This is a genomic window from Hyphomonas pacifica, assembly GCF_000682675.1.
Lineage (GTDB): Bacteria > Pseudomonadota > Alphaproteobacteria > Caulobacterales > Hyphomonadaceae > Hyphomonas > Hyphomonas pacifica.
On sequence record NZ_AWFA01000003.1, the window covers coordinates 85,366 to 99,294 of the forward strand.

Here is a 13,929-nt window from a genome sequence, read left to right on the forward strand (position 1 = left end):
AATTGCCGTTTATTATTCCCGACGGTAACACCTGAGTGTCATGGCCGTCCGCCCGGGTTGGTCATCTCATGTTGCGCTGCAACAATTCACGAGGTTTGTGCATGGCTCAACCGCAATCTGCTGTTCAGAAAGTCATGGCTGCCTTGCGTTATCATTCTGCACGCAAGCTGTGCGGGGTGTGCACATTTGTTTGTCATACGGCCGTGCTATGATCCTGACAGATTGACAGAACGTCGCAATCCAGCCATTGGGTGACATGTCAAAACTCACTACACCCGAACAAGTCATAGACGCGCTGGAAGCGCTCTATATCGAGGCCGTAACGGCCCTGTCTGCCGCCCTGAACAGATTTCTGCGCGAAGGCACGCCGCCCGATCCTGCGCTGCGCAAGTCCGGTGCCTTCTGCTATCCTCAGATCCGTCTCATCTACAATCCGGATGGTCCGCCGCCGCCAATTTCGCGCGCCTTCGGCAAAATGTCAGAGGCCGGCACTTATATCTCCACGATGACCCGTCCGGACTTCTTCCGGAACTATCTCAGCGAGCAACTGACCTTGCTGATGCGGGATTATGAGGTCGAGATTCATGTCGAGAAATCCGACTCCGAAATTCCCTACGCCTATGTGTGGGAGCAGGGGCTGGCCAATGGTCTAGAAGAAATCTCTCCGGCTGAACTGGCCCGTCACTTCCCGAGTCCGAATCTGGCTGACATCGGCGATGAAGTGGCTGATGGCGAATTGTATGAGCCTTATGAGACGCATCCGCTGGCCCTGTTCGATGCTCAGCGCGTGGATCTTTCCCTGAAGCGTCTGCAGCATTATTGCGGCACACCTGTGGAACATTTCCAGCACTATGTTCTTTTTACGAACTATCACCGCTATGTTGATGCGTTCTGTGACTGGGCACTGGACCAGTTGGTGCAGGATAATCACTACACGTCTCTGTCCGTGCCTGGCGGGCTGGAAGTATCCGAGCCGACGGAGACGACGCGTGCTGAGATTGATGCGTCTCCCTGGCGCCGCTTCCAGATGCCGGCCTATCATTTGCGCGCGCCGAACGGGGCGGGCATCACGTTGGTGAATATCGGTGTTGGACCGTCCAATGCGAAGACGATTACGGACCATCTTGCCGTTCTGCGGCCCCAGGTCTGGTTGATGGTTGGCCATTGTGGTGGCCTGCGTCACAGCCAGTCGATCGGCGATTATGTACTGGCCCACGCCTATCTGCGCGAAGACCATGTGCTGGACTCCGTACTGCCACCGGAGATTCCGGTGCCGCCGATTGCCGAAGTTCAAGTCGCCCTGCAGGAAGCGGCCGCTGCCGTGACAGGCGAGACGGAGAAACAGCTGAAGCGCCGTCTGCGGACAGGAACGGTTGTCACCACGGATGACCGGAACTGGGAGTTGCGATTCTCGGCCACGTCCCGCCGGTTCAACAAGTCCCGCGCCATTGCCATTGATATGGAAAGCGCCACGATTGCAGCCAATGGCTTCCGTCTGCGGGTGCCTTATGGCGTGCTGCTGTGTGTGTCAGACAAGCCCCTGCATGGCGAGATCAAACTGCCCGGCGCGGCGAACCGCTTTTATGAACGCGCGATCAGCGAACATATCCGTATCGGGATCGAAACGCTGGAGCGCCTCGCTGCCGACAAGGGCGCCAAGCTGCACAGCCGCAAACTGCGCGCCTTCGACGAGCCGCCTTTCCGGTAGGCACGTATGATAATGACAGTCTGGATGCAGGCAGGCCTAGAAGACCTGCCTGACATTTCCCGTATCGCGGCAGAGGTGCATGCCGGTTATCCGGAATCCGATGCCGTGTTTTCCAACCGACTCTCCCTGTTTGAGCCGGGCTGCTTCGTCTGTCGGATGGGGAAGCAGATTGTCGGCTATCTGATCAGCCATCCCTGGCGGTGCGGGCAGCCTGTTCCTCTAGATACGGAACTGACAGCCCTCCCGCAGGGGGCGGACTGTCTCTATCTGCATGACATTGCCCTGCTTCCGGCTGCGCGCGGCAAGGGCGCCAGTTCGCTCGCCCTTCAGGCGGTTAAACAGGTGGCGCGTCAGGCCGGCTTGCCGGTGATCTCCCTCGTCGCCCTTCCGGGAACGGAAGCTTACTGGTCCCGCCAGGGCTTTGAGGCCCGCCCGTGTACAAGCCTTGAAAGCTACGGCCCCGGCGTCAGCTATCGCGAGCGGGGCATCCTTTAGCCGCGTCCAAGGAAAAAGGCGCAGGGCTCGATGACCGAGAGCCCTACGCCTTCACCTTGGCTCACCTGAGCCTTTGGGTTACTGAAGCTTGGTAATTTTCGTACCTTCAATGCTGAGACCAGCCATCAGGCCTTTCTGATTGAAGACGAAGGCATAAGCGTCTTCTTTCAGTGTTGACGTGGAGAGGTTCTCCGCAACGCCGGCATTCACCAGAACGACCGTAGGGCCGACACCGATTTCCCAGCCATCAGACTCGGACAGGTACTGCACAGCGTCGTCATTCATCAGGAAGACAGCATAGCCATATTCCTGCGCGCCAGCCTGCAGACCCCACGAACCGGTCATGGAGTTGTAATAGTCAACCGTCGCACCATTCTGGATCAGCTCACCTTCGCCATACGCACCGCCAATGCCGAGACCGGCTTTGACCATCGACGGGAACACCAGAACGGCTTCGGACTGGTCGTAGATGGCCTTCGCGGTCGCATTATCGTTGATCAGCTTGTTCAGCGCGGCGCGGCTGCTTGCGTCGATCTCGGCGCGGTCAACTTCATCCGGAAGGCTAGTGCAGGCCGTGGTCAGGGCAGGTGCCCCAACAGCCAGAACAGCAGCGAGAAGGGCAGAACGAAATTTCATCATCTGTTGAATCTCCATTTTAGTACCCGTCATGGCCGAATGGCGCGCGGGTTTCCCCGTTGGTGGGGAAGTGTGGTGACAACTCCTTGCGCAATAGAAAGTTCCGCTCAATCAACAGATGTGCGTCATAAAACCTTCCCTCACGGGCATCTGGACGCCGGGCGCGGTGCGCGCTAGGTCGCGGATCATGACAGATCGTATTTATGTGCTTGAGGGTGTCCGGAATTTCCGGGATTTCGGAGGCTATGCCTCCAGACATGGCGGCCAGGTGAAGCGCGGGCGTCTTTTCCGCTCTGGCCATTATGCAGAGGCGACGGAGGGGGATCTTGAGGCGGTGAAGGCGCTGGGCATCCATTTACAGGCCGACCTGCGTCGCCCGGACGAGCGTGAGCGCAATGTTGCCCGCTGGTCGGCCCCGAACACGCTGACCCATGATGGCGGGCGTGAACATGAAGCGCCCCATGCGCAATTCCTGAAACGCGTTGAGGCAGATGCCCAACTGGCCGATGACTGGATGAATGATTATTACGCCACCGCGCCTTTCAAGGCCCACCATGCGGAACTGTTCACCGGCTGGTTCCAGCACCTGGCCTCGCTGGACGGAGCGGCTGCCGGTCTCGTCAATTGCGCCGCCGGCAAGGACCGCACGGGTATCCTCTGTGCGCTGACCCATCATGTGCTGGGGGTTGAGGAATCAGACCTGCGCGCTGATTATGAACTGACCAATACGGCCGTGAACCTTGACGAGTTCCTGCCGCTGGCGGCTGCGTATTTCAATGAGCAGGCCGGCAAGCTCTATGAGCCGGAAGTCTTCCGCCCCTTTCTGGGCGTACGTCTGCGATATCTCGATACCGCGTTCAATGTGATCCAGGACCGTCATGGCAGCATTGATGCCTATCTGGCAGACGTGCTGGGCGTGGATGAGGCGCTGCAGGAAAAACTGCGCGCCCGCCTGATCGACTAACCGACTGGCAGGGCGGGGGAGATCCCCCAGATTCGACACCCGCCCCATTGCCGCGGAGGCCTTAGAGTCGTTAAAGTCCGGCCCGATGAGCGATTCCGAACTCCCCGAAGAACGCGACGACCAGACCTTCTCGATGTTCGGGGAGGATGAGGCGCCAAAATCGGCTGCCTATCAGGTGCTTGCGCGCAAATATCGCCCGCGCCGCTTCGAGGATCTGATTGGCCAGGAGGCCATGGTCCGCACGCTTTCCAATGCGTTCGAGACGGGCCGTGTGGCCCATGCCTTCATGCTGACCGGTGTGCGCGGGGTGGGCAAGACGACCACGGCGCGCCTGCTGGCCCGCGCTTTGAACTATCAGTCGGACGATCATGACGGCCCCTCGATCCGCCTGGACCCGAAAGGCGAGCACTGCGATGCCATCATGGCGAGCCGTCATCCGGATGTGCTGGAGCTGGACGCTGCCAGTCGTACGGGCGTCGCCGACATGCGCGACCTGCTGGACGGCGCGCGTTATGCGCCGGTCTCGGCCCGCCACAAGGTCTACATCATTGATGAGGTACACATGCTGTCCACAGCGGCGTTCAACGCGCTGCTGAAGACGCTGGAAGAGCCGCCCCCCCATGTGAAGTTCATTTTCGCGACAACCGAAATCCGCAAAGTGCCGATCACCGTGCTGTCGCGCTGTCAGCGCTTTGATCTGAAGCGTCTGGATGCGGTGGAACTGGCGAAGCATCTTGGCCGGGTGGCGAAGAATGAAGGCGCGCAGGTCTCGGAAGAGGGGCTCGCTTTGATCGCCCGCGCTGCCGAGGGCTCTGTCCGCGATGGCCTTTCAATTCTGGACCAAGCCATCGTGCAGACCATGGATGGTGAGGAAGTCACCGGCGGCGCCGTGCGGGACATGCTGGGCCTGGGTGACCGGGCGCGTCTGCTGGATGCGTTCGAGCAGGCGATTTCCGGCAAGGCCGCAGACGCGCTGGCCGAAGTGAAGGACCAGGTGCATGCGGGCGCTGACCCGGCGGTCATTCTGAAGGATCTGATGGATGTCTGCGCGGATGTGTCTGTTGCGCAGGCCTCTGGCGGAGACTTCCAGTCTGCCGGCCCTGCCGAGTGGACCGAGCGCACGCTGGCCATGGCGCAGAAGTTGACCGCGGCGCAGGCCGCGCGCTACTGGCAGATCCTGCTGTCGGGCTTCAATGATCTTCAGACCGCGCCAGACACGGCGACGGCCCTGAACATGATCATCCTGCGTCTGGCTGCTGCGGCAAACCTTCCGTCACCGGAAGAAGCCGCGCGGATGATTGCCGAGAAGGGTTCCTCGCCGGGAAAGCCTGAACAACACGGACTGGCCCCGTCTCCCGCCGGCGGGCTGGAAAGCTTTGCCGAAATTGTCGCCTATCTGGGCGAGCTGCGCGAAGTGAATCTTCAGGTGGAGTTGGAGCGCTATGTGCGGCCGGGCCCGGTGCGCTATGGGTATTTCTCGTGCCAGCTGGAAGACGCCGCGCCGGATGATGTGCTGGCGCGCCTGAAGACGTTTCTGGAACGGGAATCTGGCGAGGACTGGGTGGTTGAACAGATCCATACCGGCGCCGAGACGATCCGCCAGACAGAAATCCGCACCCGCGAAGAGAAATTTGCCGCTGCGGCAGAGCATCCCGCTGTGGCGGATGCCTTGAAGAGCATTCCCGGCATTACCATTGTCGATGTGGTAGAGCCCGCCGCCGCACCGGAACAGGATGGTACGGCAGGCGATAATGTCATAGATCTGAACTCCAGACGTACGGCCTGAAGGAGGCCCGCTTCCCATGAAAGACCTCGGCAAGATCATGCAGCAGGCCCAGCAAATGCAGGCCAAGATGCAGGAAGCGCAGGAAAAGATCGAAGCCACGGAGGCCGAAGGTGTGGCCGGGGCAGGCTTGGTCAGTGTCACGCTGAAAGGCAAGGGGGATCTTGTGTCTGTCCGGATTGATCCCAGCTTGATGAATGATGAGGCCGAGATTCTGGAAGACCTGATCAAGGCCGCCCATTCCGATGCCCGCAAGCGTCTGGATGAGGCCATGGAAAAGGCCATGAAGGAAGCAACCCAGGGGCTGGGCGGCGGCATGCTGCCCGGCTTCAAGATGCCATTCTAGGCAGGCGACGTCAGTATAGTTCCGGTTCTGCCTTGCTGGATGTGGATGCCAGCACGCCGCGATGGAACATGGCGCGCAGCAGCCAGTAATTGCGCTTTTCCTCTGACCAGACGAACAGACCGGCCATGATGTAGCAGATGCTGATCTTGGCCATGGCCCCAAGGGCCGCCAGAGTCAGCGTGACCGCATTGCGCGTGGTTAGTGAATGATAGCCATAGCTCATCCCGGAACGGAATTTCCGGTTGCGGATCCAGTCCAGATTCATGCGCTTGGGGTCTACCTTTTCATGGACGATTGCTGCCTCTGTAATGTCCAGCTTGGCGCCATTGAACCAGAGGCGGAAGAAGAATTCGGTATCTTCCCCACCGGTCTTGCCCTTTTCCAGCAGGAAGCGCTGGCCCCGGACAAGGGATGAACTCGCGCGGAGCAGCGCATTGCAGGTGTGGCCGGTCTGGACCACCCCGCCGCGCCGCTGGGGTATATTGGAGTGATAATCCTGTTTGCGCATCCAGTGCGGTGCGTCATCAGGATATTCCGCCATGGCCGGGCCGAATACCGCGTCCAGATCTTTCAGCCGGGCGGTTTGCAGCAGACAGGCGAGCCAATCCGGTTCTGCCTCTTCATCATCATCAATGAAGGCGATCCATTCTGCCTTGGCCTCTTCCAGACCGGCATTGCGGGCGATGGAGATATTATTGGCTGGCGCGTGAATATAGGTGACGGGTATGGACAAGGTGCCTGCCACCTGGTCGACCAGCGCCTTGGCGGAGGGCGTCTCGTCATTGTCGATGACAATGATGCGGGCCGTAACATCGGCGGGCAGGATCTGCGCATCCAGCGAGCGCAGGGTCGCCTCGATAAAGGGGCGGCGATAGGTGCATACGCAGATATCGATCGTCACTTCGGCAACCTCACTCAGGGGAATGTCTACACCTTGCATCATGCGGAACGGGTCAGCAAATCCCATGCCATGCATGCGTGATTCCGCACCGCAAAAACAGTGTCAGGTTTCTGTATCCTGTTGCAGCGGGGCGAGAAGCCTGAGAATTAGGCGTTTGGCAGCCTTCGTGTCGCGCGGGTCCAGCGCGGCTACGTCATGTGTCCAAACGGGCCTTCCGGTGGCGCGGTCATACAGGGTGAGGCAGGCAGTGTGCTCCAGGCCATCCGGGCCGGGGACGCCGCCGAAGAGTACGCCGAGACCACCTTGAACCAGCCGGCTGGCAGAACTTTCCACATCGGCTTTCACCACAATCAGAGCGACAAGATCGCTCGGGCTGCCGAGCTTGCCTGCCATATCGGGCGAAATTGGCTGTGGCGTTTCGGGAGAGGTGGTGAGTCTTTGTGCCTCTGTCTTGCCTGCGCCAGAATACTCCGTCCAAGCCTCTCCGACCGTGTCCAGCAAGGCATCGGCTAGGTTAATGGCAGCGGCCTCCGACCAGTCTTCATGGGGCTCGCGCAGGCCAGCGGCGGTAACCAGGGTGATCTCCGCCACAGGAGGCAGGTAGAGCACGGTGCCGCCCGGTGGCGGGGTCAGTTCGGCCTTGTCCGTCCCGTCAGGGGAGGAGGCGCAGCCTGCCAGCAGCAGGCACAGGGTGAGTGCCCTCAGAACAAGTCCGCTTAAGCGCGACATGGATCATTTCCCCTCGCAAGCCCGTTGCGACAACGCGCGATTGCCGCCGCGAAGTCAAGCGCTGCGCCGATCCCGCATGGACAGCGCTGATTGTTCCTTATATGTTCTGACAAGAATCGTGCAAGGATGCATCTATGGATCCGATCATCATTATTGGCGGTGCGGGCTTTGATGCTGTGCACCTTGTCTTGTTTCTGCTCGTGCTCGCCCTTGCTGGCGCGGCCTGGTGGCTCTCCAGTCAGAGCGGCGCCAAGGCAGAGCGCTACCGGCTGGACTATGAACGCACCAGCGACGATCTGGAAGAAGCGAAGCAGCGGATCCGCACGCTGGAAGAAGTGGCCCGTACGGCGGAGCTGCAACTGGCCGAAGCCAAGGCCCGCAGCGCCGAGGATGAGCGCAAGTTCGGAGAGATGGCGCAGGGCGTGCTGCAGCGGGCCAATGCGCAATTCCTGCAACTGGCAGATGAGACCTTCAAACGCCATAATGAAGGCGCGCAGGGGCATCTGAAGGAGCTGATCAAACCGATTGGCGAGAATTTCGAGGCCTTCAAGAAGCGCGTCGACGAGATCGAGAAGGTCCGCACCGAAGACAAATCCGCCATTCAGGAGCAGGTGAAGGCGATCCATGAGAGCCTGAAGCTGAACACATCCGAGACGGGCAAGCTGGTCAGCGCGCTGACCGCGCCTAAGGGCGGCGGTCGCTGGGGCGAGATGACCCTGCGCAATGTGATGGAGCAGGCCGGCCTGTCGGCGCATTGCGACTTTTCCGAACAGGTGCACGACCAGACGGAGCAGGGGCGCCAGCGCCCGGACGCTGTGATCCACCTGCCGGGCGGACGGCAGATCGTGGTCGATTCCAAGGTCTCACTTGCCTCCTATATGTCTGCCGTGAATGCGGAAGACCCGGCAGAGCGGGCGACCCATCTGAAGGCCCATGCCGCCAGCGTTCAGCGCCATGTGAACACGCTCGCCTCAAAGGACTATCAGTCCAATCTGGGCGGGCGGTTTGACTATATTGCCATGTTCATTCCGGGCGAGAATTTTTTCGCCGCTGCGCTGGAGCATTCCCCGGACCTAATCGAGAAGGCGATGAGCCGCCAGGTGATCGTGACAACGCCGACAACACTGATCGCCCTGGCGCGCACGGTGGCGCATCTCTGGCGCCAGCATGAGATGAACGAAAACGCCATGGCTGCCGCAGAACTGGGCGCAGACCTCTACAGCCGCATGGGAGTCATGCTCAGCCACATCGAAAAGCTGGGCAAATCACTGAATGGCTCGGTGGACCATTACAACTCCATGATGGGGTCTTTCGACAAGCGCGTCCTGCCGACGCTGCGCAAGTTTGAGGACATGAAGATTGCCCCACCGAACAAGGCCCCGGCAGAGCCGAAACAGATTGAGGCGCGCGCAAATGTGCCCGAAAATACTCCTGAAAACACTGGGGAACTAGACTTTGGCGCGTCCGGCAAAGCCCTTCCGGTTGAGTGAGGCAGGGAGTTGACCAAAGCCCCTGCGATGCATATCTGACCCTTATGGCTATCAGAGAAATCCTCACCGTTCCGGACCCGCGTCTCAAGGAAGTGTCAAAGCCCGTCGAGGGCGGCGTCACCGACGAGATCCGCGCGCTCATGGATGACATGCTGGAAACCATGTATGACGCGCCGGGCATTGGCTTGGCCGCGATCCAGATTGGTGTGCCGCTGCGCGTGATCGTGATGGATCTGGCGAAAGAGGGCGAAGAGCCCCAGCCGCGCTATTTCGTGAACCCGGAAATCGTTGAGACGGTTGAAGAAACCCAGCCCTATGAAGAGGGTTGTCTCTCCGTTCCGGACATTTTCGACGAGGTTGAGCGGCCCGAGAAGTGCCTGATCCGCTATCTCGACTATGATGGCTTCAAGGTCGAGGAATGGGCAGAAGGCCTCTATGCCGTCTGCATCCAGCACGAAATGGACCATCTGGAAGGCACGCTGTTCATTGATTACCTGTCCCGCCTTAAGCGCCAGCGCGCCGTGGACAAGGTGAAAAAGGCCAAGCTGCGCGCGCTGCGTGAAAACGCCGCCTGAGCCTGATGGTTCGTCGTTGGTCCTCTGTCCGTGCGGCACTGATCCTGTGCCTGATTACCGGCAGTGTCTGGGGTGTAGGCCAGGTGCGCCTCCACCAGAAGGCGGGTGTGTGTCTTGACCGTGGCGGCGCATGGGATCATGACGCCCGCAAATGTCTGACCAAGTAACACCCCCTCTTCGCATCGCCTTCATGGGCAGCCCTGACATCGCGGTTGGCGTGCTCGATGCACTGATCGCAGCAGGGCATGAGATCGCCTGCGTCTATTCGCAGCCGCCGCGCCCTTCTGGCAGGGGCAAGAAGCTGCGCCCGACACCGGTGCATGCCTTTGCTGAGGAAAAAGGCCTTGAGGTACGCACCCCGAAAAGCCTGAAGAAGGTGCCGGAGCAGGAGGCCTTTTCAGCCCTGAAGCTCGATGCCGCTGTGGTCGTCGCGTATGGGCTGATCCTGCCGCAGGCCATTCTGGATGCGCCGCGTCTTGGCTGTCTCAATATGCATGCCTCCATCCTGCCGCGCTGGCGGGGCGCTGCGCCGATCCAGCGGGCAATAATGGCGGGCGATAGCGAAACCGGCGTCGATGCGATGATGATGGAAGCTGGGCTTGATACCGGGCCGGTCATCGCGTCTGCGCGCACGCCGATCACCGAAGACGACACGGCCGGCAGCCTGCATGACCGGCTGGCCGAACTGGCGGCAGAGCTAGCGCCGCGCGCGCTGGCCGGGCTGGCCGATGGCAGCCTGACCCCTTCGGCGCAGACGGAAGAGGGGATGACCTATGCCGCAAAGCTCGGCCCCGATGACCAGCGTGTCGACTGGACGAAACCGGCGCGGCAGGTCGATTGCCAGATCCGCGGCCTGTCTCCCTTCCCGGGGGCATGGTGCCAGTGGACGCCGCCCGGTGAAGAGGCGTCCATACGCCTGAAACTGCTGATGAGCCGCCGGTCGGGCCGCGAAACCTCGGCGCCTGCCGGCATGGTGCTGGATGATAATCTGCTGATTGCTTGCGGTGATGGCGGCGCTGTGCGTATCCTGCGCCTGCAAAAGCCCGGGGGCAAACCTATGGATGCAGACCAGTTTCTGAGAGGCCAGGCAATTGCTCCGGATACGGTGCTTGACTGATGAGCTTCTGGATTCGCCCCGCCCATGAAGAAGATCTGGACGAGATTGTAGCCCTGAATGATCTGGCCTTTGGCGGCAAGGCGGAAGGCCGCATCGTGCGCGAACTGGCGAAAAGCGGCGAGAGCGTGCTGTCTCTGGTGGCGAGTGATGAGGCCGGCATTGTCGGCCATCTCCAGTTTTTCCGTGTGCATGTTGATGGCGCGCCTGCGGTGGGCCTCGGGCCGATGTCCGTGCATCCGGACTTTCAGAATACCGGCATTGGCAGCGGTCTGATCCAGATGGGCCTGATGGCGCTGGAAGGCTCAGGCGAAAGCCTGGTCTTCGTGCTGGGCCATCCGGATTATTACCCCCGCTTCGGGTTTTCAGCCGAGGCGGCCGCGCCCTATGAGGCCGACTGGTCTGGCGAAGCCTTCATGGCCCTGCAGCTGAGCGATGAGGCACCCGCATCCGGACGGTTGACCTATCCGGCTGCCTTTGGCTAGGGCACGCGCGATGCCTCGTTACAGACTCCTCATTGAATATCATGGTGGCCCGTTCCAGGGCTGGCAGAAGCTGCCGGACACACCGACGGTACAGGGCGTGCTGGAAGAGGCGGCGGCGAAGCTGGATGGTGGACCGGTCGATATCTATGGCGCAGGCCGCACCGATAGCGGCGTTCACGCGACCGGGCAGGTGGCGCATATGGATCTGCGCATCGATCGCGGCGGCAAGGTGGCCGACGCCCTGAACTTCCATCTGCGCCCGCATCCGGTCGCTGTGCTGAAGGCAGAGTGCGTGGCGGATGAGTTCCATGCGCGCTTCAACGCCACGCAGAGGCATTACCGCTATATCGTCATCAATCGCCGGGCCGATCTCAGCCTGGACCGGGGGCTGGCCTGGCGGGTGCCGTCGAAACTGGATGCCGACGCGATGCATGCGGCGGCGCAGGCCTTTGTCGGCACGCATGATTTTTCCACCTTCCGCGATACCGATTGCCAGGCGCTGACGCCGGTGAAGACGCTGAAGGAATTCACCGTCTCGCGCTATGGCCAGCGGGTGGAATTCACCTGCCGGGCGCAGAGCTTCATCCACCGTCAGGTGCGGTCCATGGTCGGCAGTCTGGTGGAGGTGGGCCGGGGCAAGCAGCCGGTTGGCTGGATCGCCGATATTCTGGCCCAGGCAGACCGCTCCGCCTGCGGACCGGTCGCGCCGGCTGACGGGCTTTATCTGGAAAAGGTCGATTACGACACGGATAGCTGACGCGAAGTCAGCCTGTGCAGCGCCGGGCTTCCGGACTAGCCTTCCTGTCAAAACAACAGGGAGCGAAACATGGCGATTGATTTCACGATACCGGAAGAGGCCAAGGAAGTCCGCGCGCGTGTGCGCAAATGGGTGCAGGAAGAATGCCTCCCCGCCGAAAAGGAAATGGATGCCGGCAGGCCCTATAAGGAGGTGCTGGCGGAGCTGCGCAAGAAGGCGCGGGCGCAGGGCCTTTGGTGCCCGTTCATTCCAGAAGAGCATGGCGGCATGGGCCTTGGCCCGCTGGCCAATGCGCTGGTGCAGATGGAACTGGGGCAGAGCCATCTCGGCGCGCTGTCGATGAATTCGCAAGGGCCGGATGATGCCACGATGCTGACCCTGCTGGCGCATGGGACGGACTATCAGAAGGAAAAATACCTGAAGCCGCTGCTGAATGGCGAGAAGCGCATCTGCTATTCCATGACAGAGAAAGCCGCAGGCGCCGATGCGACAGGGATGCAGACGCGCGCGCAGAAAGACGGCAAGGGCAATTATGTTCTGAACGGGGAGAAGTGGTTCTCCAGCGCGGCGACGGCGGCAGACATTGCCGTGGTGATGGCGAAGACCAATCCGGATGCGCCGCGCCACCAGCAATTCTCCACCTTCATCGTGGAGCTGCCCAATCCCGGCTATAACATCATCCGTGATATTCCAACGATGGCCGTACACGGACCGCACTATGAAGAGATGGGCGGCGGCCATGCCGAAGTGAAGATCGAGAATCTCGTCGTGCCGGAAGAGAATCTGCTCGGCGGGGAAGGGGGCGGCTTTTCCATGGGGCAGCACCGGCTGGCCTATGGCCGCCTGCGCCATGGCATGCACAATGTGGCGATGGCCCAGCGCGCTCTTGATCTGGCAACGGAACATGTCACCAGCCGGGAGACGTTCGGTCAGCCGCTGGAAGACCGGCAGGGCGTTCAGTTCATGCTGGCCGAATGTGCAAGCCAGCTCTACATCGCGCGGCTGATGCTGATGCACATTGCCTACAAGGCAGAGAATGGCATGGATTTGCGCCAGGAGAATGGCATTGCCAAAGTGTTCCTGGCGAACATGGTGCACAAGGTGGTGGATACGGCGATCCAGCTGCACGGCGCGCTCGGCTATTCTCTCGATACGCCGCTGGCGGCCTGGTACACGCATATCCGCTCGCAGCGCCTGGTCGATGGGCCGGATGAAGTGCACAAATGGATCACCGGCAAGAATGTAATCCGCGCCTACAAGAAGGATGGGACGACGGCCGCTGCGGCGGGCGGGGATCTGCTGTGATCAAGCTGACTTTTTGTCTGCGACGCCTGCCGCATCTGAGCCGTGAAGAATTCCAGCGCTACTGGCGGGAGCAGCATGCCCCGCTGGTGGCAAAGCATGCGAAGATACTGGGCATTCTGCGCTATGTGCAGACCCATACGGCGCATGATCCGCTGAACGCCGCCATGCAAGCCAGCCGCGGCGGGCCGGAGGCCTATGATGGCGTGGCCGAATTATGGTTCGAGAGCGAGGCAGCGATGGCGGCTTACAGCAGCGAGGCGGCAGCGAAAGCCGGCGCCGAATTGCTGGAGGATGAGAAGAAATTCATCGACCTGGCGAACTCTCCCCTCTGGTTCGGGGAAGAGTTTGAGGTGATTGGTGGGGCGGGCTGACCTATCCGCCAGCACTTTTGCCCGGCATGGCGGGGCCATCCGGTGAGGTGAGCTGAATTCGGGCAGGAATTTCCGTATCAGGAGGTGTCGGGCGCAGGCTCGCGGTATGCTGCGCGCAGGTCTGCGACGGCCGCATACAGGGCGTCCACAAGCGCGCTCAGCAAGAGCGGCCGTGCATCCTCTGCAAACTCGACGGGCATGTCACTGCCGAGCGCCGGGCGCTCCCAGGCAGGGATGGCGGGCGCTTCATATGTGTAGAGATTTTTCGGT

General features: G+C 60.9%; 17 protein-coding genes. 13 read left to right on the forward strand and 4 right to left on the reverse strand.

Annotated features, from left to right (window positions below; translation table 11 throughout):
* Positions 1 to 256 precede the first annotated feature (256 nt).
* Both HY2_RS01885 and HY2_RS01890 read left to right on the forward strand, forming a co-directional pair.
* Entirely contained in the window at positions 257 to 1,708 is a 1,452-nt protein-coding gene (locus tag HY2_RS01885) for an AMP nucleosidase (protein ID WP_034824120.1), read from the forward strand.
* A gap of 12 nt (positions 1,709 to 1,720) precedes the next feature.
* Positions 1,721 to 2,203 (forward strand): GNAT family N-acetyltransferase, encoded by a 483-nt coding sequence (locus tag HY2_RS01890; protein ID WP_034824121.1) that lies wholly within the window; start codon positions 1,721 to 1,723, stop codon positions 2,201 to 2,203.
* Between the two features lie 78 nt (positions 2,204 to 2,281).
* Here HY2_RS01890 and HY2_RS01895 read toward each other — a convergent pair whose 3' ends face one another.
* The gene (locus tag HY2_RS01895) at positions 2,282 to 2,842 is read right to left on the reverse strand and encodes a lipid-binding SYLF domain-containing protein (RefSeq protein ID WP_034824173.1); all 561 of its coding nucleotides are present in this window, start codon (positions 2,840 to 2,842) and stop codon (positions 2,282 to 2,284) included.
* Positions 2,843 to 3,026: 184 nt separating this feature from the next.
* Between HY2_RS01895 and HY2_RS01900 the strand changes: the two genes are divergently transcribed.
* The 3 genes from HY2_RS01900 to HY2_RS01910 all read left to right on the forward strand — a co-directional run bounded on the left by HY2_RS01900 (position 3,027) and on the right by HY2_RS01910 (position 5,932).
* Positions 3,027 to 3,803: a tyrosine-protein phosphatase gene (locus HY2_RS01900; RefSeq protein ID WP_034824122.1), complete on the forward strand. Its 777-nt coding sequence runs from the start codon at positions 3,027 to 3,029 to the stop codon at positions 3,801 to 3,803.
* Between the two features lie 85 nt (positions 3,804 to 3,888).
* Positions 3,889 to 5,589, forward strand: coding sequence for a DNA polymerase III subunit gamma/tau (locus HY2_RS01905; protein WP_051594618.1), 1,701 nt, complete (start codon positions 3,889 to 3,891; stop codon positions 5,587 to 5,589).
* Between the two features lie 16 nt (positions 5,590 to 5,605).
* Entirely contained in the window at positions 5,606 to 5,932 is a 327-nt protein-coding gene (locus HY2_RS01910) for a YbaB/EbfC family nucleoid-associated protein (RefSeq protein ID WP_034824123.1), read from the forward strand.
* Between the two features lie 10 nt (positions 5,933 to 5,942).
* Here the strand turns inward: HY2_RS01910 and HY2_RS01915 are convergent, their stop codons facing one another.
* Together HY2_RS01915 and HY2_RS01920 are read right to left on the reverse strand one after the other, a co-directional pair.
* The gene (locus tag HY2_RS01915; protein WP_206740974.1) at positions 5,943 to 6,899 is read right to left on the reverse strand and encodes a glycosyltransferase family 2 protein; all 957 of its coding nucleotides are present in this window, start codon (positions 6,897 to 6,899) and stop codon (positions 5,943 to 5,945) included.
* Between the two features lie 36 nt (positions 6,900 to 6,935).
* Positions 6,936 to 7,562, reverse strand: a complete 627-nt coding sequence (locus HY2_RS01920; protein WP_034824124.1) for a hypothetical protein — start codon at positions 7,560 to 7,562, stop codon at positions 6,936 to 6,938.
* 134 nt (positions 7,563 to 7,696) lie between these two features.
* On the opposite strand from HY2_RS01920, the gene HY2_RS01925 reads away from it, so the two are divergent.
* The 8 genes from HY2_RS01925 to HY2_RS01955 all read left to right on the forward strand — a co-directional run bounded on the left by HY2_RS01925 (position 7,697) and on the right by HY2_RS01955 (position 13,659).
* Entirely contained in the window at positions 7,697 to 9,052 is a 1,356-nt protein-coding gene (locus HY2_RS01925; protein ID WP_034824125.1) for a DNA recombination protein RmuC, read from the forward strand.
* Positions 9,053 to 9,096: 44 nt separating this feature from the next.
* Entirely contained in the window at positions 9,097 to 9,627 is a 531-nt protein-coding gene (def, locus tag HY2_RS01930) for a peptide deformylase (RefSeq protein ID WP_034824127.1), read from the forward strand.
* Between the two features lie 5 nt (positions 9,628 to 9,632).
* Positions 9,633 to 9,794, forward strand: coding sequence for a potassium-transporting ATPase subunit C (locus HY2_RS17265; RefSeq protein WP_146617187.1), 162 nt, complete (start codon positions 9,633 to 9,635; stop codon positions 9,792 to 9,794).
* The gene (gene fmt / locus HY2_RS01935) at positions 9,779 to 10,744 is read left to right on the forward strand and encodes a methionyl-tRNA formyltransferase (protein WP_034824129.1); all 966 of its coding nucleotides are present in this window, start codon (positions 9,779 to 9,781) and stop codon (positions 10,742 to 10,744) included. Before HY2_RS17265 ends, fmt begins: the two co-directional genes overlap by 16 nt.
* Complete coding sequence (locus HY2_RS01940) at positions 10,744 to 11,226, forward strand: GNAT family N-acetyltransferase (protein ID WP_034824131.1); 483 nt, start codon at positions 10,744 to 10,746, stop codon at positions 11,224 to 11,226. The genes fmt and HY2_RS01940 overlap by 1 nt, the downstream gene beginning before the upstream one ends.
* 10 nt (positions 11,227 to 11,236) lie before the next feature.
* Positions 11,237 to 11,983 carry a tRNA pseudouridine(38-40) synthase TruA gene (gene truA / locus HY2_RS01945; protein ID WP_034824133.1) on the forward strand — a complete coding sequence of 249 codons (747 nt, stop codon included), beginning with the start codon at positions 11,237 to 11,239 and terminating at the stop codon, positions 11,981 to 11,983.
* 69 nt (positions 11,984 to 12,052) lie between these two features.
* Positions 12,053 to 13,288, forward strand: coding sequence for an acyl-CoA dehydrogenase family protein (locus tag HY2_RS01950; RefSeq protein WP_034824135.1), 1,236 nt, complete (start codon positions 12,053 to 12,055; stop codon positions 13,286 to 13,288).
* Positions 13,285 to 13,659, forward strand: coding sequence for an EthD domain-containing protein (locus HY2_RS01955; RefSeq protein WP_034824137.1), 375 nt, complete (start codon positions 13,285 to 13,287; stop codon positions 13,657 to 13,659). The genes HY2_RS01950 and HY2_RS01955 overlap by 4 nt, the downstream gene beginning before the upstream one ends.
* A 77-nt stretch (positions 13,660 to 13,736) precedes the next feature.
* Here the strand turns inward: HY2_RS01955 and HY2_RS17415 are convergent.
* Positions 13,737 to 13,929 (reverse strand): hypothetical protein (locus HY2_RS17415; protein WP_034824139.1); only part of this gene is annotated, 193 nt, incomplete at its 5' end.

Bases quoted from the DNA above. Each gene is read 5' to 3' on its own strand.
- HY2_RS01915 (WP_206740974.1), bottom strand. From the start codon at position 6,899: ATGGGATTTGCTGACCCGTTCCGCATGATGCAAGGTGTAGACATTCCC.
- HY2_RS01885 (WP_034824120.1), top strand. From the start codon at position 257: ATGTCAAAACTCACTACACCCGAACAAGTCATAGACGCGCTGGAAGCG.
- HY2_RS01920 (WP_034824124.1), bottom strand. From the start codon at position 7,562: ATGTCGCGCTTAAGCGGACTTGTTCTGAGGGCACTCACCCTGTGCCTG.
- HY2_RS01905 (WP_051594618.1), top strand. From the start codon at position 3,889: ATGAGCGATTCCGAACTCCCCGAAGAACGCGACGACCAGACCTTCTCG.
- truA (WP_034824133.1), top strand. From the start codon at position 11,237: ATGCCTCGTTACAGACTCCTCATTGAATATCATGGTGGCCCGTTCCAG.
- HY2_RS01950 (WP_034824135.1), top strand. From the start codon at position 12,053: ATGGCGATTGATTTCACGATACCGGAAGAGGCCAAGGAAGTCCGCGCG.
- HY2_RS01940 (WP_034824131.1), top strand. From the start codon at position 10,744: ATGAGCTTCTGGATTCGCCCCGCCCATGAAGAAGATCTGGACGAGATT.
- HY2_RS01910 (WP_034824123.1), top strand. From the start codon at position 5,606: ATGAAAGACCTCGGCAAGATCATGCAGCAGGCCCAGCAAATGCAGGCC.
- def (WP_034824127.1), top strand. From the start codon at position 9,097: ATGGCTATCAGAGAAATCCTCACCGTTCCGGACCCGCGTCTCAAGGAA.
- fmt (WP_034824129.1), top strand. From the start codon at position 9,779: ATGTCTGACCAAGTAACACCCCCTCTTCGCATCGCCTTCATGGGCAGC.
- HY2_RS01895 (WP_034824173.1), bottom strand. From the start codon at position 2,842: ATGATGAAATTTCGTTCTGCCCTTCTCGCTGCTGTTCTGGCTGTTGGG.
- HY2_RS17265 (WP_146617187.1), top strand. From the start codon at position 9,633: ATGGTTCGTCGTTGGTCCTCTGTCCGTGCGGCACTGATCCTGTGCCTG.
- HY2_RS01900 (WP_034824122.1), top strand. From the start codon at position 3,027: ATGACAGATCGTATTTATGTGCTTGAGGGTGTCCGGAATTTCCGGGAT.
- HY2_RS01890 (WP_034824121.1), top strand. From the start codon at position 1,721: ATGACAGTCTGGATGCAGGCAGGCCTAGAAGACCTGCCTGACATTTCC.
- HY2_RS01925 (WP_034824125.1), top strand. From the start codon at position 7,697: ATGGATCCGATCATCATTATTGGCGGTGCGGGCTTTGATGCTGTGCAC.